General features: G+C 53.8%; 21 protein-coding genes. 9 read left to right on the top strand and 12 right to left on the bottom strand.

Going from position 1 to position 25,529, the window contains the following annotated elements:
* Positions 1–309, top strand: coding sequence for a hypothetical protein (locus ACYZUC_RS03095; RefSeq protein ID WP_461993450.1), 309 nt, complete (start codon positions 1–3; stop codon positions 307–309).
* Between the two features lie 10 nt (positions 310–319).
* On the top strand, positions 320–1,861 hold the full coding sequence (locus ACYZUC_RS03090; RefSeq protein ID WP_461993448.1) for a conjugal transfer protein TraG N-terminal domain-containing protein: 1,542 nt from the start codon (positions 320–322) through the stop codon (positions 1,859–1,861).
* On the opposite strand, the gene ACYZUC_RS03085 is transcribed toward ACYZUC_RS03090, so the two are convergent.
* Positions 1,850–2,248, bottom strand: a complete 399-nt coding sequence (locus ACYZUC_RS03085) for a DUF3742 family protein (protein WP_461993447.1) — start codon at positions 2,246–2,248, stop codon at positions 1,850–1,852. The two genes, ACYZUC_RS03090 and ACYZUC_RS03085, sit on opposite strands and share 12 nt — an antisense overlap.
* A 455-nt stretch (positions 2,249–2,703) precedes the next feature.
* On the opposite strand from ACYZUC_RS03085, the gene ACYZUC_RS03080 reads away from it, so the two are divergent.
* Both ACYZUC_RS03080 and ACYZUC_RS03075 read left to right on the top strand, forming a co-directional pair.
* Complete coding sequence (locus ACYZUC_RS03080) at positions 2,704–3,042, top strand: hypothetical protein (protein ID WP_461993445.1); 339 nt, start codon at positions 2,704–2,706, stop codon at positions 3,040–3,042.
* A gap of 126 nt (positions 3,043–3,168) precedes the next feature.
* A complete protein-coding gene (locus ACYZUC_RS03075) occupies positions 3,169–4,131 on the top strand; it encodes an ArdC family protein (RefSeq protein ID WP_461993443.1) in 963 nt (320 codons plus the stop codon).
* Between the two features lie 139 nt (positions 4,132–4,270).
* Here the strand turns inward: ACYZUC_RS03075 and ACYZUC_RS03070 are convergent, their stop codons facing one another.
* Positions 4,271–4,465, bottom strand: coding sequence for a DUF7740 domain-containing protein (locus tag ACYZUC_RS03070; RefSeq protein ID WP_461993441.1), 195 nt, complete (start codon positions 4,463–4,465; stop codon positions 4,271–4,273).
* 223 nt (positions 4,466–4,688) lie between these two features.
* Between ACYZUC_RS03070 and mobH the strand changes: the two genes are divergently transcribed.
* Positions 4,689–6,413, top strand: a complete 1,725-nt coding sequence (gene mobH / locus ACYZUC_RS03065; RefSeq protein ID WP_461993439.1) for a MobH family relaxase — start codon at positions 4,689–4,691, stop codon at positions 6,411–6,413.
* Between the two features lie 258 nt (positions 6,414–6,671).
* Here the strand turns inward: mobH and ACYZUC_RS03060 are convergent, their stop codons facing one another.
* The 6 genes from ACYZUC_RS03060 to ACYZUC_RS03035 all read right to left on the bottom strand — a co-directional run bounded on the left by ACYZUC_RS03060 (position 6,672) and on the right by ACYZUC_RS03035 (position 14,117).
* A complete protein-coding gene (locus ACYZUC_RS03060; protein ID WP_461993437.1) occupies positions 6,672–7,268 on the bottom strand; it encodes a Cap15 family cyclic dinucleotide receptor domain-containing protein in 597 nt (198 codons plus the stop codon).
* Positions 7,269–7,700: a hypothetical protein gene (locus ACYZUC_RS03055; protein WP_461993435.1), complete on the bottom strand. Its 432-nt coding sequence runs from the start codon at positions 7,698–7,700 to the stop codon at positions 7,269–7,271.
* Between the two features lie 171 nt (positions 7,701–7,871).
* Positions 7,872–8,273, bottom strand: coding sequence for a Mov34/MPN/PAD-1 family protein (locus tag ACYZUC_RS03050; RefSeq protein WP_461993433.1), 402 nt, complete (start codon positions 8,271–8,273; stop codon positions 7,872–7,874).
* A 390-nt stretch (positions 8,274–8,663) separates the two neighbouring features.
* Positions 8,664–12,089, bottom strand: a complete 3,426-nt coding sequence (locus tag ACYZUC_RS03045; RefSeq protein ID WP_461993431.1) for a hypothetical protein — start codon at positions 12,087–12,089, stop codon at positions 8,664–8,666.
* An 847-nt stretch (positions 12,090–12,936) separates the two neighbouring features.
* On the bottom strand, positions 12,937–13,794 hold the full coding sequence (locus ACYZUC_RS03040) for an ImmA/IrrE family metallo-endopeptidase (RefSeq protein ID WP_461993429.1): 858 nt from the start codon (positions 13,792–13,794) through the stop codon (positions 12,937–12,939).
* The gene (locus tag ACYZUC_RS03035) at positions 13,794–14,117 is read right to left on the bottom strand and encodes a helix-turn-helix domain-containing protein (RefSeq protein WP_063341190.1); all 324 of its coding nucleotides are present in this window, start codon (positions 14,115–14,117) and stop codon (positions 13,794–13,796) included. The genes ACYZUC_RS03040 and ACYZUC_RS03035 overlap by 1 nt, the downstream gene beginning before the upstream one ends.
* Before the next feature lie 195 nt (positions 14,118–14,312).
* Here ACYZUC_RS03035 and ACYZUC_RS03030 point away from each other — a divergent pair, with 195 nt between their 5' ends.
* The 4 genes from ACYZUC_RS03030 to ACYZUC_RS03015 are packed head-to-tail and all read left to right on the top strand — an operon-like array spanning position 14,313 to position 17,528.
* Positions 14,313–15,278, top strand: a complete 966-nt coding sequence (locus tag ACYZUC_RS03030; RefSeq protein ID WP_461993427.1) for a CBASS oligonucleotide cyclase — start codon at positions 14,313–14,315, stop codon at positions 15,276–15,278.
* Between the two features lie 9 nt (positions 15,279–15,287).
* The gene (locus ACYZUC_RS03025) at positions 15,288–15,803 is read left to right on the top strand and encodes an HORMA-1 domain-containing protein (RefSeq protein ID WP_461993425.1); all 516 of its coding nucleotides are present in this window, start codon (positions 15,288–15,290) and stop codon (positions 15,801–15,803) included.
* Complete coding sequence (locus ACYZUC_RS03020) at positions 15,803–16,741, top strand: AAA family ATPase (RefSeq protein ID WP_461993423.1); 939 nt, start codon at positions 15,803–15,805, stop codon at positions 16,739–16,741. Before ACYZUC_RS03025 ends, ACYZUC_RS03020 begins: the two co-directional genes overlap by 1 nt.
* 46 nt (positions 16,742–16,787) lie before the next feature.
* Positions 16,788–17,528 carry a DUF6602 domain-containing protein gene (locus ACYZUC_RS03015; RefSeq protein WP_461993421.1) on the top strand — a complete coding sequence of 247 codons (741 nt, stop codon included), beginning with the start codon at positions 16,788–16,790 and terminating at the stop codon, positions 17,526–17,528.
* Positions 17,529–17,532: 4 nt separating this feature from the next.
* Here the strand turns inward: ACYZUC_RS03015 and ACYZUC_RS03010 are convergent, their stop codons facing one another.
* The 4 genes from ACYZUC_RS03010 to ACYZUC_RS02995 form a co-directional block, all read right to left on the bottom strand.
* On the bottom strand, positions 17,533–18,837 hold the full coding sequence (locus ACYZUC_RS03010; protein ID WP_461993419.1) for an RES family NAD+ phosphorylase: 1,305 nt from the start codon (positions 18,835–18,837) through the stop codon (positions 17,533–17,535).
* Positions 18,838–18,871: 34 nt separating this feature from the next.
* Entirely contained in the window at positions 18,872–20,641 is a 1,770-nt protein-coding gene (locus tag ACYZUC_RS03005) for an alkaline phosphatase D family protein (RefSeq protein ID WP_461993417.1), read from the bottom strand.
* Between the two features lie 5 nt (positions 20,642–20,646).
* Complete coding sequence (locus tag ACYZUC_RS03000) at positions 20,647–21,771, bottom strand: DUF4062 domain-containing protein (RefSeq protein WP_461993415.1); 1,125 nt, start codon at positions 21,769–21,771, stop codon at positions 20,647–20,649.
* A gap of 118 nt (positions 21,772–21,889) precedes the next feature.
* Positions 21,890–24,829 (bottom strand): DEAD/DEAH box helicase, encoded by a 2,940-nt coding sequence (locus ACYZUC_RS02995; RefSeq protein WP_461993413.1) that lies wholly within the window; start codon positions 24,827–24,829, stop codon positions 21,890–21,892.
* Positions 24,830–25,529 lie beyond the last annotated feature (700 nt).

Here is a 25,529-nt window from a genome sequence, read left to right as displayed (position 1 = left end):
ATGAAACGCTCGCGGCTATTCACTTTGCTTTCGAGTCTGGGGATTGGCGCAGTGATGATCCTGACCGCCGCACTGGTCGCATGGATCGGCCGCGCTGCGCTGGGTAGTTTCGAGGCCTGGCAGCAGGCATTCGAGTCCGTAGGGCCCTATCTGCGGTGGTGGCGTGCCCTGCTCTACGGCGCCCTCTTCGCGCTCTGGTGGGATCTACTTCGGCGCTACCAACATCGACCACAGGATCGACTGCGCGTGAAGCGCATCGGGACATTAGGGCTCGTGCTCTTTACCTGCGTCGAACTCACCCGACTGTGAGGTCACCACCATGCTCATGAGCACCAACAGCTACCTGGAGTTTTACCTCTCCCTGCTGGCCTGGATCATCAACAACGGCCTCTGGAGCGTCCTGTCCGACACCGGACTGTTCGCCGCGCCCTTTGGTGCAATCATCCTGCAAGAATGGCTATCGGCCCGTCAGCAAGGTGCGGATGAAGGTAACAAGGGGCTGCTCTCGGTGCCTCGAATCGAGAACCGGTTGTGGCTCGCCTATATCGTTGTCTTGTTCGGCTGCGCGCCCGTCTTTCCGCTGAGCCTCGCCTCAATGGCGTTCGATGATGCGGCGAGCCAGCGCTGCGGTGTCAGTGTGGTTAAACCGGCGGAAACCGCCTGGGGGACGACCTTCAATACTATCGGCGAACGCTCCGCCAACGTACCGATCTGGTGGTTTCTGGTGCATGCCTTGAGCAAAGGGGTAACCGCCGCAGCCACCGCATCCATTCCCTGCGCACCGGATATTCGGCAGATGCGCATGGAGATCGACAACTCGCGTATCAACAGCCAGGTACTGCTGCAGGAAGTCGCCGACTTCACCCGCGACTGTTATGGCTATTCCCGTTCTCGGTTGTTTACCAATCGCCCGCAACTGGACAAGGCACAAAGTCACGACGCTTCCTGGATCGGCTCAAGCTATTTTCTCGACACGCCCGGCTACTACGATACGGATCGTTCACGCACACCGCGAGTCAGCTGGCCGTATGACGAAAGCCGCGATGTGTCCTTACCTAGGCTGGAGAATGGCGCGGGCTACCCCACCTGCAAGCAGTGGTGGAGTGATAGCGGTGTTGGCTTGCGCGAGCGCTTGATCCAGCAGGTCGATCCTTCGCTGCTGACTCAGCTGAAAGGTTGGTTGACTGGTCGTTCGAGCAACGAGATCGAGGATGCCACCCTGCGCGAACTAGTCAGTCCGCGCCAGCAATCGATGTCCATGTCGCCCGGACAGGTATACCAGGACTATGGTTCCAGCGCTCGTGGCGGCTCGATCAATCAGGGGCTTAATAACCTGGCCACCAATACCGGCTTGGCCCTCGGCTCCTTCAGCAACTTCCCGGCGATGAATGCGCTACGCGCCGCCCTGCCGATGGTGCAGGCTTTCCTGATCATGGGCGTCATCATCAGCTTGCCACTGATCCTGCTGGTCAGTACCTACCAATTGAAGACCGTCATGACCGTGACGTTCGCGCTATTCACACTGCACATGCTGAGTTTCTGGTGGGAGCTGGCACGCTGGATCGACTCCAGCATGCTCGATACCTTGTACAACCAGGTTTCGGCGTCCAATCAGATACTGTTGTCGCTGCCCACATCCGGGTTTATGGATGGGACGGTCACGGCGCAGGTAATTGAGTATGTGATGGGGGCGATGTTCATCGTGCTGCCGATGCTGTTTCTAGGAGCCATGAGCTGGGCTGGATATTCAGTCGGCAACGGGATTCAAGGCATGTTGGCGAACGGAAGCAAAGCCGCAAGTGATTCAGCGAGTAAAGGTACGGATCAAATATTGGGTGCTGCTAAGCGCTCAATTAGATGACTTGCTGTCGCCTATATAATGCCCATTGTCGTCGAAGTCACCGATGTAGAGATCAGCACCCAGGTAGTCTGGCCCTGGACTTTCCTCTTGATGATCGGAACCAACAAAAGCCCTGAACCATATCAAAGTGATGACAGCCAACATCATCACAAAAAAAGTAACCAGCCAAACGCTGACAAGGAGCAAACCTCCGATCAATGCCAGTTTGGCAATCAGAAAGCTCCCGCGAACGAGTAAATTACCCGCAGGTATACCTGCCGTCACCGCACGCTCAGCCACGCAGGACTCAAACGTTTTCAACTTACGGTAACCACGTTTTACCGACATGCCACATGCGTACGCCCAGCGGTGGGCACGTGAATTCTGAACAGGTTGCTGAGTCAGCATGCTCTCGCCCTCTTCTGAGCGTTTTCATGGTTGAGACAGGAGTAACAGCCTACTACTGAAAACTGTCCGTGCCTGACCGTTTATCAGTTTGCCCAGCCGAAAAAATCTTCACTGGAAGACAGAAGACAAGCCCCGTGAAAGAGCCTATCTACAGTGATTGACCCATATAAGTCGTCCGGCTAAATACAAGGTACAGATCGCTGTTATCAACAGCACCTGCCCAGGTAGCCAGAGCCTTCAAGGCTACATCACTTCGGTGATGGTTCCCCCCAAGTGCGATTAGCGTTCGGTGGCTCGCACGGTGACCGTTTCTACGGTGATGAACGCCTACTGCTCTTCTGAGCGCCTTTCGAGCTCTGCTCGTGAGGTAAGCCCTCTTGATTTTCTTCTACCCACTGCGGGGAAATCCTTCCCCCACGGGACATGTTTCTTCGCATTTTCAACGGAGACATACCATGCCCGACTCACTTACACCGGAAACACTGAACACCCTTCGGTTGCCCATCGTGTTCACTCCTGGCGCGTGGCAACGCGCAGTTCTGCTCGAGCGTTCCGATCACGCTGAGAAGCTGAGGGTCGATCGGCTGAGCCACGTATTGCGCGCAGCCTTCGAGGCTCACCTCGCCTCTCCACACGAGCGCTATGTACTGTTCGAGGTAGTACACATTCAACCAACAGATCACTTAGACCACGATCCGTTGCTGCAATTGAGTCTCAGCCTACTCCAAGAACCGGGTCAGCCTGGCGCCTTGCTGATAGCGCTTGCAGAAGAGGCCAACGCTAAACGCAGATAACCGTCCTCGGCTCTCAAATCCACATTCGGACAGCATGCAAGACCTGCATCAATCCACCCATCACCCAATCGGGGAACCCTCCCCGACGGGCAAGGCGTTCCTCCGTTTTCTCTCGAGGAAAACTCCATGCGCGATATCTACCAAGACGTGACTGACAAGATCGTTACCGCTTTGGACCAAGGCGTAGCCCCCTGGATCAAACCCTGGTCCTCAAGTGGCTCAGCTCACGTCGGTCATCATCACCCCTACCCCATTAACGCCATCACGCGGCGTCCCTATTCGGGGATCAATTTACCGTTGCTCTGGGCCGAGGCCAGGTTGCAGGGGTTCACTCAAGATCGTTGGCTGACCTTCAATCAAGCCAAAAAAGCCAGCGGGCACATCCGTAAGGGTGAGCACAGCACCCTGGCAGTGCTCTACAAGCCGATGGAGCGCGAGGAGCAGAGCAAGTCAGGCCAACCCGTACTCGATGAAAACGGCCAGCCCAAGGTCGCTCACTTTGGCCTTCTCAGGACGCATTTTCTGTTCAACATCGAGCAAACGGAGGGGCTCGAAATACTCAATGAAACCCTACTCGAGACGGAACAGAGTGATCCCTTCCAGCCCAACAGCGCTGCGGAAAATCTGCTGTTAAGTTCGGGAGCACACATCGTGCATCGATCTGCAGACGAAGCCTTTTACCATCCGATCAAGGATCTCATCCAACTGCCGACAAAAGCGCAATTTCAAGATGAAGGTGGGTACTACGCCACCGCACTGCACGAGCTGACGCACTGGTCCGGGCATCACGCTCGGTTGCAGCGCGAAGGCGTGACGTCACCCTGCCCTTTCGGCTCGCCAGGCTACGCGTTTGAGGAGTTGATCGCCGAAATGGGCGCGGCGTTTTTATGTGCCTACACCGGTATACAGGGAGAGCTGAGGCACGAGGGCTACATCGACTCCTGGCTCAGCCTGCTCAAGGCTGACAAGCGCGCAATCTTTCGTGCCAGTGGCCACGCCCGAAGCGCCTCGGAGTATCTACTAAACCTGGAGCAGCAACTGGGGCAAGTAGTCTTGGATGACTCGCTGTGCATGAACGATGGAGCTTAATCGTTACCTCACCGCTGCAATAGCTTCACAGGGCCCAACGCGAGTTGAGCCCTTTTTTCTGTTTCCAGAAACAGACGGCATCACGCCGCGAGCCCCTCACGCAAAGAACAAGAGAGGGGCGCACACCCGCAGCATGCCGTTACGCATCCAGGTTCTCCGCCAGAAAATCCACCAGCTCGAGCGGACTCCGGCTGTCGATCACCTTGTAGATCAGATCGCGTTTACTGCGCGGCAACTTCTTGACCACGCTCTTCGCCGAGGCCCTGACGGCTTCGTCGGTTCCATGGATACGTGCCGCAAGCAGCAGCACGAGCGTGGCGTCAGTGAGATTCATGGCAAAACCCAAAAAATATGCACCGCAGTGTACCGACTCTTTTCTTTTCCGTACTAGCCCCCCAACAAAACGATGCCTAGCAGTATCCATATTCCGATTGCCGCACAAAGGGACATCAGCCAAAAGGACGGGTAAGGGTTAGAAGGGAATGGGGACTCAAGGGTAAGAGCGCTATCCGAAAAGGCTAAAAGGCCACTGACCCAGCCACTTCCCGGAGGTCACGATGCTCGGTTTGTTTCGCCACAAAAGGCAGAAGCCCTCTCCGCCGCCGACCGTGAGCGTCGCCGAAGGCTACCTGCCCATCGAGTCGGCCCACAGCTTGTTGGCAGCGGAACACCGCCGTCAGTTGCTCGATCGCATCTGGCAATACACCGCCCTCTCCCACGCCCAATTCACCCAGCTCTACTTAAATCCGATCCATCGCTACGCCGAACAGGTCCAACAACTCCCGGCCAGCGAGACGCACCATCATGCGTATCTCGGCGGCATGCTCGACCATGGACTGGAGCTGGTCGCCTGTAGCTTGAAACTGCGCCAGTCGTATCTGCTCCCCACCGGGGCCGCGCCCGAAGACCAAGCCGCCCAGACCGATGCCTGGTCGGCTGGCATCGCCTATGGCGCCCTGCTGCATGACATCGGCAAGATCGCCGTGGACCTGCTGGTCGAACGCCAGGATGGCCGTGTTTGGCATCCTTGGCAGGGCTCCCTGGATCAGCCCTACCGTTTTCGTTACATCAAGGGTCGTGACTACCACCTGCACGGCGCCGCCGCAGGCTTGCTCTACACCCAAATTCTCGACCGCCCAATCCTCGATTGGCTCAGTGGATTTCCGCCACTGTGGGCCAGTCTGCTGTATGTCCTAGCGGGCCAGTACGAACGTGCCGGCGTGCTCGGTGAGTTGGTGATGCAGGCCGACCGTGTTTCCACCGCACAGAACATCGGTGGTAACCCGAGCAAGGCGCTGCAAGCGCCGATTCATTCGCTGCAACATCACTTGATCAGCGGACTACGTCATCTGGTTCAGCACGAGCTGAAACTCAACCAGCCAGGTGCCGCGGGATGGCTGACCCAGGACGCACTCTGGCTCGTCAGCAAGACGGTCACGGACAAGCTACGAGCCTATCTGCTATCGCAATCGATTGAAGGCATTCCCTCGTCCAACCTCGCGGTGTTCGACGAGCTGCAGTCACATGGATTGGTTGAGTCCACGCCGGAAGGCAAAGCCATCTGGACCGCGCTTGTGGCACAGGGAAATTGGCAGCAGAGTTTCACCTTTCTGCGCATTCAACCGGCACTGATTTGGGGGAGCGAAGACCGGCCTGAGGCCTTCAGCGGAACGGTGAGCATTGCGGTCCATGACCACGCGACTGACACCCCCGTACCAACACCAGCGCCCGAGACAGTCAGTACAAGATCAGGTCAAAGCCAACCGCAGCCGGATCCCATGGCGCTAGAGGATGCCGATTACCTCGGCACACTGCTAAACATGTTCGAGTCGGAAGACCCTCAGGCCAGTGATGCATCGTCAGAAAGTGCTCTCGAAAGTTCAACGCTTCCATCGGATAACCCTGGCCAGGCATTCTTGAATTGGGTCAAGGAAGGCATTCTGAGCCACAAGCTGGTCATCAATGACAGCAAGGCCAAAATCCACACGGTGGGTGGCAGCGTATTTTTGGTCACGCCCGGTCTCTTCCAACGCTACGCGCAGGAGTTTCCTGGTATCTCACAGTGGACCGATCAAGAAATTGAAGAATGGCGCTGGGTGCAGAAGTACTTTGAAAAACTGAAGGTTCACAAAAAGCGTGAGAATGGTCTAAACATATGGACCTGCCAGATCCAAGGCCCCCGCAAGAGGGCAAAACTCAAAGGTTATCTATTAGGAAAAACAGAGCTGCTTTTCGGAACAGTCCCTCCCGATAATCCTTTTCTCATGCTTGACCCAGAATGAACATCCAGATATCGCAAAGCCTGCCGATTGTAGCTAGAAAAGGACATTGAGACCGCACTTCTGCTATAGCAAACCGAGGTGTTCAGTTAGCGATCAATCCTTTGCATCTCGCATACTTTCGTACCGATGGAGCTGAGCGGACCACTCCACTCAGACCGAGAGTTGCGCCAATATCAACGCGCCATGCAGGCAAGGAGCACTCGAAAACTTAATGAACACCACCCCCCGAGCTTATTGCGCCAACCGAACACAGAAATCTTAACTTAATCGCGTAAGCTCAAAATGACCGTTGCTATTTTGACTGGTAAAATAGTTACCTCTAAGAACACCACCCTCATGACCATACAGCTTCAATATAGAAGCACCTTCATAGGGGCCTACCGAATCGGCACCAGTATTCTTTGGTATCACCCTATAAAAATAATAAAGCATCGGCCTAGAGGAGTTAATATCCTTGATAGTTTTTACAACAAGAGTTTCCGAGTCCGAGCCTTCGGAATGAACCTCCATGCTAACGCCAAACAAGCTCTGCTTAATGCTAGCTTCAGCCTCAACAGCTCCCTCCTCCCCATTTCGCGTCCATTTTATTTCCATTTTCCACTGGCCATTCAGATCAGGAAATAGCCATTCATTCAGTACTGGATATCGGGCCCAAATTTTTTTCCAAAAAAAATTCGCAGTCAAAAACAAAAGCCCTTCCAACAGCAAAGCACCACCAAACACAACCCTAAACGCCGCCTGCAGGGAAGCTTCTACACCACATACAAACATAATGAAGACTATCAGCGTTACGAAAGCAGCATAAAATTTTCCAACGAGCACCATAGCTTTAAGCGGGGATAACGTAGAAAACATTTACAGCTCCTCAAAATGGATTTCGCGACCGTTTTCAAAAATTGCTATACCCAATGTAGGCGTAGCGATCCCAATCATTTTCACTCCTGGTAATACAGAGCCAAACAGCGCAGCAAGATACCTACCCCCAAAACGGCGCTCACGTTTCAATTCGACCCCCTCAACGATTGGGGGTGAAAAGTACTGCGCAACGTCTGAAAGCAATAGATCGGTAGTTAACAAATGAAAACCGTCGTGTAGATCATTGTGTGAATGGGAAATTTCGGCCAAAACCTCCGCTGTGTCAGCCTGATCTGGAATTATCGGATCGACGCGCAGTGGAAACACAGGAAGATTGGCGTCAATTTCCTGAACTATGACACCAAGACCTGAGAAATCTTGCCCGGAGAACGCCACTACCCTTTTAAGCAAGTCAACTAATTGCTCCAACATAAGACACTACTCATAGGAAAATATTAATACAGCTTAAACACTGTCCTGCCTCACCGGGTGGCACTATGAGGCAGCCCCCCCCCGCAGGAGCGTTTGTCGCCTCCCAGTTGCATGCATGTATTCAAAATGCAAATCATACGCCCCACTATTAGTGCCAGTAACGGTCTACGATCACAGCGCCCTTGGGCGAGGAGTTGCCATTCGTGCAGGTCGATCGAGGATGGACTGGACTGGACTGGACCGGACCGGACCGGACTGATCCTGCGGATGGGTGTGCCATTCGCCAATATATCTGATAAGACCATTGCTTTCGCTCCATCGTCGACGAGCTATACCTTGGTGTCGATATGGCATGCGCTCGAAAAAATACCGAAATCGTCGATCCCAGAAACTGGGTTCCGTCGCCTCAAGGATTTCCAAATGAGTCCCACGTACGTGCCCAAGTAAAATGCCACCTGCCTCACTGGACTCGTCACCTTCCTGAACATACCTCGAAAACACTTCGAGCGGCTGTGCAGAGAGATAAACCAGTTGCTGAGTCGCAGGGTCGACCCATGTGTTTACAAACTGCATGCAGGACATCCTAATCGAGCCAGTGGGGTACAGTCGTGCGTCGCTCCCGTGTGCACCGGGTTGAGCACGCGAGTGGACAGTGCAGGCCAAGGATTTTGCCCGCCCATGCAAGAGCCGTATCCAGGCCGAGGCTGGCCGCCTGAATCGAGACGGAAGCAGAAAGCGGGACGTAAAGCCCCTCACAGCCTTGGCTGGAGAAAATAGGTTCTACCCCCCTTCGATGGAGATGAAGTGCTGCTCGCGATTGTAGTCGCTGAGGCAGCGATAACAGCCCTCTCCTTGATGCTGCGTGAGCAATGAACGCACCGCTAAACCTGCGCCCTCGATCCACACGTGGAACAGGGCTGTGCTCTTTTCTCAGTCGGCAGCGTGCCCACACACGATATTCATTCAGTGGTCCACGGGGTGCTCGCCGGGAAGGAGGTATGCCTGCGATTCGCATGAATCTACCGGCGTCACTCCTGTGGCATTTTGAGATGTGACTGTAGCCGACCGGTATCTCATGTTCAGCAGAATGTGATAAAAGACCACCTCTCGCGGGCCCCGCCACCGTCGCTCCATGCCCAGCCATAAGTTGTCCGAGGCGTGCAGTACTTCCACCCCAACACCATTGCTTGGATGGTTGTTGGTGTATCCGCTGTGGTCTCGGGCAGCAACGAGTTCAGCATACCCCCGGATCAGCGACCTAAAATCAATGACGTCACAGTAGGCTGCGATGAATACTGGACTGAGCGATTCTGGATCATAGCCCTCAATTTTATCCAGGTGTGTGGTGATGACCGTTACATCTGTGGAAAACAGCCGGAATGCCTCGAAGATGGCTATGCGCCTATTTTTCGAATCTCTGATGGATCCGTCGATCTCTCCCGGGCTCTTACCAGAAGGAGATTCGCCACCACGTGCCTGGTCGTTGATACCAACACGTGCCTCTGCCATCCGCTTGTTGAATAGCGAGGTGAACCAGTCGTTAATCAGGTCTTCCTTGGTGATTCGGAAGCTGGCAGTTTCGTTCGATTCTACGGAGTGGAGTTGCAGGTTCTTTTTGCGAAACACCAGCTCCTGTGCTACCTCTAACATGGCCTTCTGCAGGAATTCGTGCGGAAGTAACCCTTGGCCGACGATAGCCACGTAATCCTTGAAATCCTTAGAGACGATCTGTGTGTAGTGCTTGGTCAGTTGAAGGTCAGTACGCTGTGAGTCTTCGTTCACAATTTGGATTAGCTGCGAAAGGGAGCGATCGGCCGGTGAAGCTTCAACGAGTTGATTAATCAGGTCGTTTAGCCCCAAGCCTTCCGGAATCTGTGGATTTAGTTCGCAGTAGCGGTTGAAGATCTGCTGAGCGATCAGCGGCTCGTTTCGCTCAATAAGCGCCATGCAATAGGGCCCTAGAATTTCCGCCTGTACCTGCTGCTCAGTACTGAGCTTTGACCAGAAAACATCGATATCCTGAACTTGTCGGAGCTGACGATAGCCTTCCAGGATCGTCGCGACCCAAGGTGCCGGCATGAGGTCGGGCTCGGTGTCTCCGAGACTTGCTATGAATTGCGCTAACGCGTATCGAATCTGGGAGGTGTCGGACTCCCCATAATGGACAGCCAGACGGCTCTTAAACAGCAGAAAGCTGTGAATATCATGGTTCGTCTCCTTATAGAGCACCTCCATGATACTCACGCACCTTTGCGGCTTGGTGTCGCAGAAAGCCGCAGCTGTGATGTAACGCTTGAACACCTCACATTCATGGCGCTGAGCGCGCTCCTCTTGTTCATCGAGGTTGGAATATTGCTCAAAAGGTACAGGGTGGTGACGCGCGGCCTCGGCGAACTGCTCAGGTTCGTCTTTTAAGGTCTCCAGCAGTTCTAATAGCTCGAATTTGTATTCGTACGTCAACCAGACTCTACGGGCCCGCAGAATGTGAGGGTTGCGAGTGCTGACGAAGCGCTCTTGCGCCAAGAATGCCTTAGCAGAAGTAATCAGCTTGAGGGCCATTGCGGTATTGCCATAATTACAGGCCGAGGTAAAAGCCTGCTCGATTCCTTGAAGTCCCAGGTCTTCCGCTTCCTGCGGTTCATGAGCAGCAATAATGCTTTGCACATGCTCCGCACGAGCGATCGCCGAACAGTGCTCGAGGAGAACGAACAATTGGTCAACCGGTATGAGCGGCCCACAGCGATCAAGCAGATCCTCGAACAGGGAGTCTGGGAAAGAGTTGGCATAGGAACAGAAGTGTCGCCACAGATCGTACTCATCCCTGTAAAACGCACTGTCAAACAGATATGTAGCCTCCTCACGGGGGCCAAATCCCAGGGTGCGTACGATCTCAGCGACCCGCTCCCTGACACGCTCCCAACCGTCGACTTTCTGAGCGCGCCCCACCTGCAGCAGTACTTGTAGATACTGTCGGATGGCAGCTCCGACGGCAAAATTGTACTTATGCGAGTAAGAGAGCCGCTCCGACCACCTGTTGCAGGTACCGGAAAGCGCGAGCAGCGGACGCACACCCTCGCTGCCGATTAGCTTGTGCCAGGGCAGCGCAGCGAAGAATTCGCTAGGCTGCAGCGTTCGCTGCTGGCCAGCCAAGTTTGCAGAGAATTCCGCTCGATAATAGCTCACTAATGCGATTTGGATGGTTTCTAGTAAGTTATCTGAAGCATCAATGCTGGGCGTGGGGACATGCTCGAGCAACCAGAAACCCAGTAGATACTGATGGTGGCCTGGTTGCTGAAGCTCGTCTGCGCTTCGGTGAGCCGTAAGTTGGCGGACGTAGGCCTGACCGAGTTGACGGATCTGCTGTGGCTGGAGGCGCTCTAGCAGTCCTAGAAGGAATTGATACTCCAAGGTTTGTGAGAGTTTACTCGTGTGCAGGTAACAACGATCACCCAAAAAATCTATCGCGTTGAGCAAGCGCTCGCCTACGTCAGGAATTTTTGCCAACGCACGAAGGTATTCATCACAGACCAAGTGCTGGAAAACCTTGTCGAGGTACCCGCCCAGCGCTGGGCTGTCTTGATTTCCCTGGCTGAAGCGCTTCTGTGCGAGATGGAACAGGGCAATGTCGCATGTGTCCGCCCTTGACAGTAGGAACGCTAGGTAGCCGGCAATGTCGTACTCGGGCACTGCATTGAAAAGCAAGTATTTCAAGGTTGGGCGCGTCGTAGCGAGATCCAGTAGGGATTCGGCAGTTCCCCACGAAAAGAGTTGTTGGCCGTCGATACCGACGCTGACTTCGATAGAACTCGCGATTAACCAACTATAAAAGCCGTTAACAGTTCGCCAATGTTTGAATCGCTGTCCCAGGCATACGAACTGCAGGGCATCCGAGTGATCTTCGGGGGACACAGGATAGGCCGTATTCAACGTTGCCAAGGTCAGTCGCTCACATGGAGTCACCTCATGTTGTTTCTCCTTGGCACTTTCCTCGGAACCAATGCTGACGTGCATCGTGATCTGTACTGGCGTGATGAGACTGGAAAAACTGTGCTCGTTCCAAGCTTGCTTGAGCAAAGTTGTCATTGATCCATGTAGTGAGACGTCGTCGGCTAGATGCGACACCAATTGATCAGCAAACTCACGCTGTTCCGCGTTGCCCAATTGCTCCCAGATGACCGGCATAGCCCATCTGCAGTGCGTCCGCAAGCACCACAACCAGCGCTCGAATGCCTGCCTTGGCGCTAGCACTTCTCGTAGCACTTGCCATAAGTAGGTGCAGACCAATGCGTCGAAGTTTTGATTGCCTGGTGTCGAAACAAAGTTCCCGTCTTCAACCCGTAATTGCGGAAGCAGCTCGGCGATGGGGGAGATTCCGGCGAGTGGCAGCAACCGCGCTTCGAGCTCTCCAACCGGCAAAGTGAAGTGGGGTGGATAGTAGCCGTCGCTGCCATCCCTAATGGCTTTTAGAAATTCTACGGCCTGTATAAGCGGCCTCAGGCTGGGATCTACGACCTCAACGTTCCGTACACTCTGGCAGTGAACCACGCACCAGCCTGCGATGAAGGACACTAGGCCGTGCTCTTCAAGCAAAGCTAGCGGGAATTGGATTGCTGGCTGCGGCGGCTCACTATCCGCACGAGGCCAAGTCATTCGTCCATCTAGTAAGGCTTCGACTGTAGTTCGGTCAAGTGGGGGCGTGGCCAGCTTGGCATGCGCAAAGAAGATGGCCAGTGCCTTGGACTGGACGTGGTCCGTGTACTCATAGCACTCAGGTCGACGCCTGTGCGTAGCATACCCGTCCAGCATGGATGAAAGGTGCCGCCAGTTTGACGAAAAGTTATGCATGCCGAGTCAGGATCCGATGCGATTGGGGTCAGTCCGGTAGCTAAGCCTGCATTATGGTGGTGCGCATTGTCCGCGAACAAGCACGATTGGGAGACGTCCTCAAACCGAACGGCAGCCCCAACCACCTCCGCTCCTAAAGATAACTTCCGATCAACTTGCCAAGATCGGCCGATGCTTGCTAACGAGTGGCTGGTGACCATACCGGGGCAGACCAATTTCTAAGGAGGACCGTAGCGCTTAACGCCGAGGACGTCGCCAGGGTCACACCAGGTAAATACCCGCAAGCGGTCACCGATTTGCTGCCCAAAGACATGGGGAACGCCAATGGTCAAATTGGCCCACGACATTGGAGAGATACGAGCTACGAATGATCCTTGGAAGACTCGGTCTTTCAATCCTCAAAAGGTCGCCATACCGAAGCTGATCGCGGCAAATAGAGTAGAGATAGGACGTAATCATACTGGTCTGAAGACACCTTCATCTCCCGAACCGCAGTTCCTACATCAGCGTGAGGAAACCAAATTTTTGCAGGCAGTTCGATGCCTCGACGTTCATGCTTCACTCCAGGTGCGACGGCAAGGGAGCCAGCAGGCACGGGGACAGCTTGTTTTCGCGTCCGAAAAAAAGCACCTGCACGAGCTGCTTGGCGGCTCGAAAACGCCCACTGCATGTAGCCGTCGCGCGACAAGACAAGGACCGCATTTTCTTCGGTGTATTGAATCCATTTCAACACTGCTGCGGTCAGCGAAACGCCATATCGATCTGCACAGTGCCCGAGCAATTCAAGATCGACAACAGTCGTGACTTGCGCTCGGAAATCGTCCAAAGGCATAAGTAGGTAAGAGGAAAACAGATCAGCTTGCGCCTCGATCGTTTTCTCTTCCCAGTCAAGCATGTCGTCATTACTGCACTGGAATCCCTCGCGGGCCTGACGGTGCAGAATGTAGTGACCCAGCTCATGAGCTTGTGTGAACCGGATCCGGCCTGGTGATGCCATCGCACTATTGAACAGAAGCATCCATTTCTTACGCTCATCGTCCGGAAACAGTGCACCGTCGAAGCTCTTAATATCGACAGGCGTGACCTCGGTGATGGGGTCGGACCAGCCGAAAATGTTGGCAGCCTCCAGCGCGAGCATCGGCACATCGACGGGGAATCTGTGCCCACCGTGCTTATCACAAAAAAAATCAACGATTTTGGATAGGCGGTTCGCCGCCTTCTGAGGTGTCCATACCTGCTCGTCGCTCATCAAGATCCCTTTTTGAAGGTTTCCAATATCTTTCGAAGCTGCTCTTTTGCGTCCGGTTCGAGGTTTTTGTAGCCTCGAAAGAACGCGTCGTCTAGATGCCGTTCTTGCGGAGCACGAACATCCTCTTCAAAAAAGTACGGTGTCGCCACGCCTAGAACGTCAGCGAGAGCCGTTAACTTTTCCGCAGATGGCCGCTGAGATTCACGGTTTTCCAGTTCCCAAAGATAGCTTTTGCTCAGACCTGCCATGTCCGCCAGCTTCTCCAGGGTCAGCCCACGCTGCTTGCGCAGGTCGCGAAGCTTTTCGCCGAGACGAGTTGTCACGATCGCGCCTCCCTTTTGATGGTGATTGGTAAAAATAGTACCACGGTTCCGAACAAAGCGTTTGACAACAGCAATAGAAGGAGTAGGTTTACAGAAAGTTCGCTATACCGAACTTTTTATCAGGCTAGCCGATAACCCGCAGTTTAGGTGTAGTCGTCCTGCCTTCAGTTGATGCACTTCCCATAGGGGGCAGTTATGTCCAGAGAGCACGTCGACCACCGAGACATCGTACGATTCGCCGAAGAAAAGGTGAATCTTCCCAAGGACAAGGCTAGCGCATATCGAGAGCAGGCAGGACGTTTGCAGGACAAGCTGGAAGGTTATCTTTCCGATCACCCCGACTTCTCGTTGAAGCGGATGATGGTTTCCGGGAGCCTGGCAAAAGGCACCGCTTTGCGTTCCCTGAACGATATTGATGTCGCGGTGTATGTCAGCGGCTCGGACGCTCCACATGACACCAAGGCGCTGCTCGATTACTTGGCTGACAAACTGCGTAAGGCTTTTCCGAACTTCAGCGCGGACCAGGTCGTTCCACAAACCTATTCCGTAACCGTTTCCTTTCGTGGAACGGGTCTGGACGTCGATATTGTTCCTGTCTTGTACTCGGGCCTTCCCGATTGGCGTGGCAACCTGATCAGCCAAGACGACGGCTCCTTTCTGGAAACCAGCATTCCACTGCATCTGGCCTTCGCAAAAGCACGAAAACAGGCTCAGCCCACTCATTACGCGCAAATCGTGAGGCTTGTGAAATTCTGGGCCCGCCTGATGAAACAGGAGCGCGACGGCTTCCGCTTTAAGTCGTTCATGATCGAAATGATCTTGGCGAAACTCAGCGACCAAGGTGTCGACTTTTCTGATTACCCCGAAGCCCTCCAGGCCTTCTTCACGTACATCGCACGCTCGGAGCTCCGGGAAAAAATCTTCTTCGAAGATAACTACCCGGCGTCAAAGGTCGGCGTATTTACAAATCCCGTGCAGATCATTGATCCCGTAAACCCCGGGAACAACGTCGCCCGCCTTTACACGCAGCAAAATGTCGACGCGATCATCGATGCCGCTCTGGACGCTGGTGACGCAATCGATGCAGCCCTTTATGCGCCGAACAAGCAGCTAACCGTCGGTTACTGGCAAAAGGTTTTCGGGTCTTCCTTCCAAGTGTGAGGTAGCAATATGTCGTCTTACAGCTATACGGTCGCGGAGACCCAAACATTTACCCTAACTCATGCCAAGCATATGGCAGCGAAGGTCGCTGCGGATCTCATGCGACTCCAGCGCCTTTATGGGACGCCGAGCAGTCAGCATATTCTCGAGTATGAACAGGAAGTGACTCTGCTGTTGAAGGCGGGCTTTCTTGGCACAGTAACCTTCGGATTCAAGCGTGGAGAGAATTGGATCGAACCCACTCTCAGCTACTCAGCATCCGAGCTTTCGGGTACAGGAACCGATGACTCCCCAGGCCGCATTCGCCCAGGGGCGGATGTTTCAGGTGCTAGTTTCTACAGTTACCTGACTTATAGCGCTGCTTGGAATCTCGCATCACAAAGCGAAAGGGACGCCCTGGAAAGTGAGCGACCATTCTCTCGCGGTACGGCTTCTGCACCTGGCGTTAGCGGCTATCTCGTTGACGACCGCTCCTACTCCTCAGGTGGCCGCTCCCTCAATCGCTCGACAGTAAGGAGCTTCTAATGAGTACCAAACCTACCTTGGATGAACTGTTCGAGTACCGAGTGAACTATCCAGATTTTGAGCCGCAGGGGCGGCTGGCAAGGCTCGTGGGTCTGGATGAGCAGAAGCAGCGCCTAGCAAAAATCCTTGGCCTCCTAGTCAACTCGTCGGGCCTCACCCATTGGGCGAAGAAATTCCACCCTGGTTCTGAGGCCCTGCTAGATACCGTACTGCGCCGCCCTCCCCTCGTCGTCCTAGCCGGTGACGTTGGTTCTGGGAAGACCGAGCTTGCGGAAACTATTGGTGATGCGGTTGCTCGGCAAGAAAACATTGGGATCACCCTGTTTCCGTTGAGCCTTTCTACCCGGGGGCAAGGACGAGTCGGTGAAATGACCCAACTCCTTTCGGCGGCCTTTGACTACACCATCGAAGAGGCAAAAAAGCTCAAGTCATCAAACGGCCGTTCACGCGGAGCGGTCATTTTGCTTGTGGACGAAGCTGATGCGCTGGCTCAATCCCGTGAGAACGCTCAGATGCACCATGAGGATCGCGCTGGCGTGAATGCCTTCATTCGGGGTATCGACCGAATCGCAAACGCCCAGCTTCCAGCGGCGGTAATCATGTGCACCAACCGCCTGAATGCCCTAGATCCGGCAGTTAGGCGGCGCGCCGCCGAGGTGTTGTCTTTTGGTCGTCCAAATGACGAGCAACGTCGGCACATCATGACAAGCCGGCTCAATTCACTGGGAATATCAGGAACAGCCATTGAAGCGTTGGTCATCGCGACAGGACCTCAAGAAGGCAATGTCCCTGGTTTCACATTCTCTGATCTGACTCAACGCCTGATACCGTCCATAGTCTTGGAAGCTTATCCAACCCAGGCCGTTGACGCGAAGCGGGCAATATTGGTGGCGCAGCGGATGATCCCAACACCAGCATTTCAGGATCACATCATCTAATCGCCACCAGACAACTTTCGAGTAGTGCATCGCGAGTGAGGGAAATATGGCAACCAAAAAAGACCGCATCGCCGACACAGCTTGGATGAAAGATTCCTTCGTGGACGTTCAAGCGGAATTAGCGCTAAAGCTGAAGCGTGCAGCTCAATCCATTTCACACGCCGGAACCCATGGTGCAGTGGTCGAAGATCATTGGATCGATGTCTTCCGGGCGTACCTACCTAATCGTTATGAAGTGGCAACAGGCTTGGTGATAGACAGCCTGGGCAACCGAAGTGATCAGATCGATATCGTAATCTTCGACCGTCACTTCACCCCTACCCTGCTTGACCAGCAAAATCATCGGTATATCCCAGTTGAAGCTGTTTATGCCGTCTTTGAATCGAAGCCACATTTCGATAAAAGCTACTTTGAGTACGCTGGAAACAAGGCTGCTTCAGTACGTAAGCTGCATCGCACCTCTGTCCCCATCGCACATGCCGGGGGAACCTATGAGCCGAAACCGCTATTTCCAATCATCGCCGGCATCGTCGCCCCCAAGTCGAGCTGGACGGATGGACTAGGAGAACATTTCCTAAAACATCTTCCTAAAGAGGAAATGGAACGGTTGGACTGTGGGTGTGCCTTGGAGAATGGAGCGTTCGACAGTTTCGGCGACTGCTTGAAAGTCGTAGGGTCCGAGGGGGCACTCATCTACTTCTTATTCCGCCTGCTCTCTCGACTCCAATCACTGGGCACGGTCCCAGCAATTGACTGGGCAGCCTATGCATCGGCGATAAACAAATAGGTGTTCAATAGTCCCATTCACCATAGGGGTCTTGCTCGTAACGCCAATCCCTGATGACGATATCGCCGTTTATAACTAACGGCTCGAACTCAAAGGTGACACAGCCGATTTTGTGAGCCTCCAGAGTATCCGGGATGTACGCAAGACCAGACGGGAAAGGCCCATTGCCGATGATGGGGTCGTCCTCGGTCCTTTCCTGATAAGGAATGAAGGCGAGCACACGTGAAAACAGAGCAATGTTGATCCCATCCTGGTGCTGAACAGAGGCAAACATCACCCCATCAATAGGCGGCTCAACCTGCGTAGAAAGGTACTCTGCAATCACTTGGGTCAGTAAATATTCCTGCTCTTGGTCAGGCGTGACCGGCGAACTGATTTTGCTGTGCAAGGTGCGTAAAAACTGCCTTCGTTCCATATTCGTTCGATAAGTCGGATCAAAACAACTCATAGGCTGAGAATCAAATATGTTCTCCAACACACCAAAATCGAGTACCCGCGCATCCCGTAATAACTGAAACGCCCCCGTTAAAACCATACCGCCCACCGAGGGGCGCAGCTCGGCGATGCACGTGTCGCGATCAAATGCGCCATAAAACACAGGCACGCCAACAGGATTCATTCGCCCTGCGCGCGCCTTTTCCTTGGGCGGTGCCGCTAGTTCAGTTTCAGGGGACACAAGAATGTTTTTAGGATCCGATGACGGTGGGCAGTAGCGTCCTCGATACAGTTCCCAACCATCTTCTACTTCAAACAATCGCACCACCTCCTGGCTGTTTTCGTCCTTGAGGTGATGAATACCTTTAAACAACCAATCGAGGAACGCTTTACCGTGATCGTTAAAGAAACGGCTGCGATGCATCACACCACTTTTGAATTCTTGCCATTTTTCCTCGACGTCTGTCGGTCGGATACTGCGCCGCATGTACAGCGCATCAGCCTCAAAACGTGGTTCGCCACCGCGTTTCAAGTCATAGTCAGAGCAAACAGTGAGCAATTCGATAATGGCAGCAGTGACGGAGCCTTCACTATCGTCGCATTCAAGCATTTCTGCGACGATGAGCGCCAAGGGATTGCCTGCGCGAATGTAGCGTCCCAGATCCCCAGCACCGCACGTTCTGATGACCGGATCAGTCCCGTAGAAATTGTAAAGAATCTCTGCAATATCATCCGCTAAAACCTCAATGGCTATGCAGGGCCGCACATGCTCACAGACCGAACACTTGGCCATATCGCATTGGTCCCGAATACGCTGCCGAAGAAAGATATCCCCCACACAGCTATCACATACAACTTCTACGCTGCCTTTCACATCATGCCCCTTGAAAGCGCCCGTTTGAGGACCACTATTTCTGAGCGGGATGCACTGCCTGCAGATGGTTGGAAAAACCTACCTCAGTTTCACAACGCCAAGTCGCCCACAGTTTGCATCCTGTCTCCCCGCCCATGTCCAACTCAAACGCCAACCAGTTCCGAGCCGGCATCACATACCGATTAAAACCCGGGAACAACATCATCTCGACACAGTGCTGCACATCGATAGATTGGACCTTGCTGGCTGTGTGGTTCAGCAGCTGAAGAAAAAGCCGTTCGGCCACTCCAATCAACGACGGATGCACCACACCTGACGAAGTAAATTGCTGAATCTGCGCCCAGTTCGACGTCGGTGGAATATCCCGACGATAGCAACTGCCCCACGCCGCGACATGCACATCCCCGGAAGCAATGGATACTCGCAGCATTCTCTGCTCAGCAATACGTGTTAGCGATTCCAGGAGTCGCTTGCGCTCCCCCTCGTGATCCCCGTGCGACCAATGATCCTTTAGGTCATCAGCATTGCTGTCGAGCACATGATCCTGCCCAAATGTATCGAGTAACCCTTCAGCCAGCGACAATTTGGGGTGCGCGACCGGAACCGAGGACAGGAAGATCAGGTGCTGACATTTGCTTCCAGGATGAGCGGGCTTACCGTCACGCAGCGTGCTGAGCCAAGCTTGCATGGCAGTCCAGGTATCGGCCCCCATCACCTGGGTGCGTGAACGCTCAGTGCGCAAATCAGCAACAAACAACGATACCGGCCCCAAGTGATAGCCGAAACTAAAGCCCGGTTGACCATCCAGGAGCGGCAAGGCCAATCGATCCCCTTTTAATCGAGCACTCCATTGCATCGGCTCATACTGTGGATCCTGCTGGGAAACGTTTGCACGCTGGAGCAATTGCAACGGCGGCAAATCATCAAGGGCATGCTGCAACTGAAACACCCAGAACGCCTTACGCGCATGACGCATCAACACCTGGAATAACTCACAGTGCTGCATAGCCGGGCTGTAGGACCCCCAACCGTCGAAGATGTCGTGGTCGTCCCACATCATCACTGTAGGGATTCTCGCCATCGCATCAGCTGCATCAAGATTCGGTTTGGAGTGCCCCCAGTCACGCCGAGTATCAGGCAGCCAACGATTGGCATAGAGCCCGAAATAATAGGATTCGATCTCCTTCTCCAGCGCCACGCTCACCTTGAACGCCAACTGCTCCTTGCGCGACATTCCGACCCATTTCTTGAGAGGTTTCACATCCTCCCAGATCGAGTCAAAGTAAATCTGATCGCCCCCCATCAGCAGCAAGTGGAACCGCTTCAACCCCTTGTCATGGATTCGTCCTTCGTGCCAAAGCTGCTCCTTGTCCAGCAAGTAACCCGCAGCACGCAAGTCACTGTCATGGTTGCTGATCAGGTCAGCCCAGACGGCGTTTTCAGGGCGCACTAACTTGCGCATTCCACTAGGATCCGAAAAACCATTGCAAGAGACGTAGGCCATTCTTGGGGCATAGTCTTGACCGGGAATGGAGAACTGCCATTGCGGCCCTCCCTGCCCTACACCAAACTGAACCGTTCGCTCCTGCGCCTGCTGATCACAACTCATGTCGTAACGAAGGATGGTTTCCTTCGAACGCTCCAGTAAAACCTTCGGCGCCGGACAAGGCCGCCCTTCAATAGAAAGAGCTGGGAATGCAGAACCACTTACAATCCCGACTAACGCGGTCACTTGCCACTGCCCTGCTTTGCTGACGCCTCGAAAGGACAACACGGGCCCCACAGTAAAGAGTGCTTTAGACATCCCTGTTATCTCCCTTCAAGTTCGGCGGCAATAACTTTGACAATCTTGGCGCGTGAAGCGGCTCTCTTGGCCAGAATCTGCGCTTCACCTGTTTGATCCAACCATTCCCTAAAACGCTGGAGCGCATGGCGCGTTTGCGACGCATCGCGACAGTTGGCCAGGAAGGCAAACTGTACTTTCTGTACATCATCAGCGACAAAAATACCGAAGGAACCGCTGACAACCGTAGCATCAGGAAAGCCTAGCAACGCAGTGGCCTGAGTCTCTGTCGCTCCACGGTGACAGGCGATTAAATGCAACGGCCCTTCTGCACCTTTCAACAGATCAGCATGCTCATAGTCACGTAGAAAAGGCTTACCCACCAGCTCACGCGCAGCAGCAACCGTGAACGCAGCCGGGATTGCATGGACAAACACAACGACATTCACTCCAGCAATTGGAACAATGGCGAACGCTTCGCTAACAGGGTCTTTGCCACCATTGAGCGCCTGCAGTAACACCGTTTCCATCGCTCGTTTGCGCTGACGGAAGTCCATTCGTGTCCAATCCAGCGCCTGGCCCATATCGAAACGGCTCGAAGCCGCGGCGGTTACACCACGCTGGGTCAGAACAACCAACGCATCAAGAAGCGCTTCCTGAACTCGTGTACGCAGTTGATCCACAGTAGAGACCAGCCCCCCCCTAAAGGGTGTCTGCTGTGCAATAAACGCCTGGAAGCGCTGGTTACGTGCTGCCTCAGCTTCCCGGCCATCGTCTACTTGGATATTTGGCATAGCGATGAAGCGCACCTTCCCCCGAGTGGTGGCGAGCCCCTCCATGTACTCCGCATGGCAAATACCAATGTCGCCGTCACCACTGGCCCAGCCGGCATTGCCGTTGGACAGCACTAGTAGCACATCGCAATCCCTCACGGCTTGCAAACAGGCGTCCCAACTGTCCTGCATTCCGTCCGCAGGAGGTGCATCTTCGTTAATCCAAACTTCAAACACCTGTTTGCCAAATAGCTTCGTGCCTTCTATCTCACGTTTGAGTTGCTCTCGGATATTGCTGAGCGTTTGATCGCTGTCCGCGGGAAAGCGATCGTTACAACGGCTGGACAGCATTACTTTGATTCTCTTTGACTGGGCCATCCTTGCTCCTGCCCCAACTTCCGAGGCCTCAAAATTCTTTTATCAATGAATACCTTCCCGCCCTTTCTCCAGATTCACCTGGCCAGAAGCCGAAGGCAATGTGGTGCCCACCTTTCTGTTATGCACTGGTTACGACCCGGACGTCTGAACCAGATACATTCTTAATGTAGGAGTAACTGGTGCCGAGGACAGCAAGCTGATCAGCGGAGATTTTCGCTGCTGAAATGGCAGGCTGTACGATCACGAATCTGAAAATCATCTCGTGGTCGTGGCACTTGTTGCGAAGCAGCTCCAAATCTATTGGGTCACCCTTGAGGATTCTGTCGAACCCTTTCGGCAGCGATTGCTGGTACCGACCCATCAATCGATTGAAGAATTTTTCCTCGGTGTGCAGCCACTTCACCGATCGTGACGCCTGGCCGCAGACCTCGTAGACGTCGTTCACGCGAGCGCCAGGTCGAGCCTCGCCATCTTTTTGGGGGCAATACTTGCAGTGGTAAAGGTCCACAAAGATTGCGTCCTTGCTCTCTTTGATTGCCACTAAATCCGCAATCTCACCTGCGCCATCATCGTTGAAAATGAATGCATAGTCGTCCTCAATTCGGCTGTAGGTGAACCCTTGGACGGTGTCCATGTTACGAGTTGCCCTCATGGACTCGCTGTGGATCTGGGTGGTCCCCCAGTCCCAAGCCTCAATCAGCGCTATAGGAAGCTTCAAGTCCAAGCTATTGGGTGTGTAGGACCGGTAATTGCCCTCGACCATCGAACCGTCCACGGCTAGCAGGACCAAAGGGTTCGCATCCAGGTACTGCTCGAACGAGCTCTCTTCGGCGAAAATGATCTTGACCCCTGGGCAGGAGAATTTGTAGCTGTCGTTCAGTAACCGTATCGTGATGTCAGGCAGCTGACGTTCCGTGCCATCTACTGCAATGGCGATGACGGGCACTTCTAGTGTCAGGTCATCGCTTCGCCGAGGTTTGCCAAGCTCGACATCTAGCAGGTTGAAAATCTCACCGTTGAACGCTAGCGAAATTTTCTGCTCGTTTTCGATCGCAATGGACTCCGGCCAATCAGCATAGAAAAGCCCCGTTGGCCAGGCCCTTTCGATCTTCTCCGAGCGAATCACATCCTTGAGCACTTCAGAAGGGTTGATCGAGGCATCGTTGAGTTTCTGCGAGGCACGTTTGCACCACTCAATCCAGTAAATGATGCTGGAAGAGTTCATCTCCCAGATCTTCCCTTTGTGAGAGCAGCCAACGGTGGTGCGCTGTCCATCTTCATAGCCCGTTGCGAAGATGTTGGACTTTTTCGCCGTGCCGTTCTCGATTTCACTGATGACGGTATTGATGTCCCGCCCGACGTGCATCGTGAATCTCAGATCCTTGCGTGTCCTGGACAGCCCCACGTTCTGCAGCTTCATGAGCTTGATGTCGTGAAGGGTTCGGAAGGTAGGCTCGCCGTTGATTCGCCTGGCATCCTTTGCAATCAAATTCAAAAAACGCGTCGCTTGCGACTCATCACCAGAGGAGTGAATGAAGAGCGTCTTGTCGGGCGCGTGGTAGTACGCCAGGTACAGAATCCAGTTCGTGTCCACAATCGCCGAGGTCTGAGCCCATCCGACGGGTGTTTCTCGTCGCGTCACCATGATGATGGTGTCTGAATTGTCGTTGATAGAAAGGAACTGCAGCGGTTCTTTCTTCTGCGAGAAGTGATTCGCTTTCTCTGGCTGCCACTGGTCGCGCTCCACATGGTAGGCGATCGCACTGATCTTGGGGTTGGGGTTCAACCCGAAGATGTCCTCGGAGTCGGCATTATCCGGGAACTGTTCAGTGAACGTCTCTTTTTCGATTTCGCGGGCGATCTTGTCTTGACTCACGTCTCGAATCACGGCGCTCCAGTCGGCACTTTCCTTGTAAAGCACTGCCATCTGGTAATCGACTTTCTGGTTGGCAATGTTTGAGACGAATTTGGCGTCGCCTAGCTTGTCATCAACCCGGGTTAACCGACCGATGAACTGTAGCGTGACTGCCGGACTGCGATGCTGGTCGTGAATAGCCGCGATCTTCAGCTCTGGCAGGTCGAAGCCTTCGCCCAGCATGTCCACGCAGACGATGATCTTGTATTTCTTCTCGACAATTTCACCCAGTAGCTTGACCCGATTCGGTATCTTGCTGTGGATGAGAATGGGTGAGAGGTCTTCATGCTTTTTGTAGAGTTCAAACAGGGCTTCAGCACGTTTTTGCGATCGTGCACGTACCATCAGTAGGTGGTTAAAGCCTTGCTCTCGATCGCCTCGCAACAACTCTACCGCCTTATCAGCAACCACTTGGTCAGCCAACTCGAGGTTGTATTCGCGCACTGGGTGAAATTCGATCGACTTGAAGTAGCCATCGATCTGCGCATCCTTCAACGGGTAGTTGTAGATAATCTTGCCTTCAAGGGGCTGATTGTCCTCCCTGAAAGGCGTAGCAGTGAACTGCAGGCATGGCTTCTCTTTGAAAGCGGTTTTCACCCGCCCCCATGTCATGGCGGCCACATGATGGGTTTCATCGATGATCAGGTGGCTGCAGAGCTCAGCCAAGGCTTGGAGGGACTCTGTGTCGAATCGCTGCAATGCTTGCGGGGTAGCGACAATTACATTCGCCTCGGCAAGCTGTTGCACATCTTCAGCCGACATTCCTGAGCCGATCGCCCTCACCACAGGGTTAAGTGCTGTGGCAGAAACAGCACCAATCTCCCGAAGTTTTTTCAGTCCGAGGCATTTTTCGACAAGCTGGGAACGCAAGGCATCTGACGGGACGAGCACCAATGTCCTTGCCAACCGCCCTGCGATAAGCAGACCGAGCATAGTATCGGTCTTGCCGGTACCCGTTGGCATCACGATCGTTGCGGTCGTGGCCGGAGACATCACTAGGTGGCCCAGTGAAGCGTATAGGGCGGCAAGCTGAGGCTTACGCAAGCCTGGCGTATTGGTTTCCCGGACTGCCAGGTTGAAATTGAAGAGGTGTTGCTGCCAGCTTTGATATACGTCTAAGTACTTCCCTGTAGCATCGACCATTGCATTCACCAAATTGAATGTGAAAATCAGCGCTGATTAGTCAGTGGCCACATGCTATCAGTGAACATCATCTCAGGTGTACCCTGAAAAGCAGTGCTCAAACGCGCCACTCTCTCCGCCTTCACCAACCGACGATCGACGCCAAACAGTCCAATCTGAGATGGAGGTACACTGAAAGCCATCCGAATCCATCTTGGTCTCTGTCAGAAATCGCCACTCGTGATCGCTCGCAAACCTGATGCAATTGGGGGCAAAATTGGGGGCATATTTGAAATTTTTCTGCCTGAAAATATTGTCCTAGAGGCCAGTCAAAATGTTTTTTGGAGAGCAAGAGTTTGACTGTAAATAACAGACTCTAGACTCGCAGCGCTTTGTACGCGGAGCAAGAGCCATAGCTGGACTTACAGAGGTAATCGGCAGTACCGGCGGCAGGGCTGGATGTTGGCGCATTCAACCCAAGCGCGTCATTTTTCCTTCGAAGTTGAGATGTCTTGCCAAATGGTGTTCTCCTGCGCAATAAAAAATCCGACTCAAGGGCAGCGTATCGCGATCATTAGCCCGTAAAAATCAGATGTTGACCGTCATTTTTCGAGTGTCTTCCGATGCCTCATATGGCGCGAGAACTCCTGCCCTCCAGCGGCAACTCGAAAAACAACGAACTCCCATCAGAAGCACTCAAGTGTAGCGGTAACATCCATCG

The sequence above is a fragment of the Pseudomonas sp. GT1P32 genome (genome assembly GCF_054897805.1).
This window is presented reverse-complemented; position numbering and strand designations above follow the sequence as displayed.

What these genes read in the sequence shown, in the direction of transcription:
- ACYZUC_RS03095 (WP_461993450.1), top strand. Translation starts at nt 1, where the DNA reads ATGAAACGCTCGCGGCTATTCACTTTGCTTTCGAGTCTGGGGATTGGC.
- ACYZUC_RS03090 (WP_461993448.1), top strand. Translation starts at nt 320, where the DNA reads ATGCTCATGAGCACCAACAGCTACCTGGAGTTTTACCTCTCCCTGCTG.
- ACYZUC_RS03085 (WP_461993447.1), bottom strand. Translation starts at nt 2,248, where the DNA reads ATGCTGACTCAGCAACCTGTTCAGAATTCACGTGCCCACCGCTGGGCG.
- ACYZUC_RS03080 (WP_461993445.1), top strand. Translation starts at nt 2,704, where the DNA reads ATGCCCGACTCACTTACACCGGAAACACTGAACACCCTTCGGTTGCCC.
- ACYZUC_RS03075 (WP_461993443.1), top strand. Translation starts at nt 3,169, where the DNA reads ATGCGCGATATCTACCAAGACGTGACTGACAAGATCGTTACCGCTTTG.
- ACYZUC_RS03070 (WP_461993441.1), bottom strand. Translation starts at nt 4,465, where the DNA reads ATGAATCTCACTGACGCCACGCTCGTGCTGCTGCTTGCGGCACGTATC.
- mobH (WP_461993439.1), top strand. Translation starts at nt 4,689, where the DNA reads ATGCTCGGTTTGTTTCGCCACAAAAGGCAGAAGCCCTCTCCGCCGCCG.
- ACYZUC_RS03060 (WP_461993437.1), bottom strand. Translation starts at nt 7,268, where the DNA reads ATGTTTTCTACGTTATCCCCGCTTAAAGCTATGGTGCTCGTTGGAAAA.
- ACYZUC_RS03055 (WP_461993435.1), bottom strand. Translation starts at nt 7,700, where the DNA reads ATGTTGGAGCAATTAGTTGACTTGCTTAAAAGGGTAGTGGCGTTCTCC.
- ACYZUC_RS03050 (WP_461993433.1), bottom strand. Translation starts at nt 8,273, where the DNA reads ATGCAGTTTGTAAACACATGGGTCGACCCTGCGACTCAGCAACTGGTT.
- ACYZUC_RS03040 (WP_461993429.1), bottom strand. Translation starts at nt 13,794, where the DNA reads ATGAGCGACGAGCAGGTATGGACACCTCAGAAGGCGGCGAACCGCCTA.
- ACYZUC_RS03030 (WP_461993427.1), top strand. Translation starts at nt 14,313, where the DNA reads ATGTCCAGAGAGCACGTCGACCACCGAGACATCGTACGATTCGCCGAA.
- ACYZUC_RS03025 (WP_461993425.1), top strand. Translation starts at nt 15,288, where the DNA reads ATGTCGTCTTACAGCTATACGGTCGCGGAGACCCAAACATTTACCCTA.
- ACYZUC_RS03020 (WP_461993423.1), top strand. Translation starts at nt 15,803, where the DNA reads ATGAGTACCAAACCTACCTTGGATGAACTGTTCGAGTACCGAGTGAAC.
- ACYZUC_RS03015 (WP_461993421.1), top strand. Translation starts at nt 16,788, where the DNA reads ATGGCAACCAAAAAAGACCGCATCGCCGACACAGCTTGGATGAAAGAT.
- ACYZUC_RS03005 (WP_461993417.1), bottom strand. Translation starts at nt 20,641, where the DNA reads ATGTCTAAAGCACTCTTTACTGTGGGGCCCGTGTTGTCCTTTCGAGGC.
- ACYZUC_RS03000 (WP_461993415.1), bottom strand. Translation starts at nt 21,771, where the DNA reads ATGGCCCAGTCAAAGAGAATCAAAGTAATGCTGTCCAGCCGTTGTAAC.
- ACYZUC_RS02995 (WP_461993413.1), bottom strand. Translation starts at nt 24,829, where the DNA reads ATGGTCGATGCTACAGGGAAGTACTTAGACGTATATCAAAGCTGGCAG.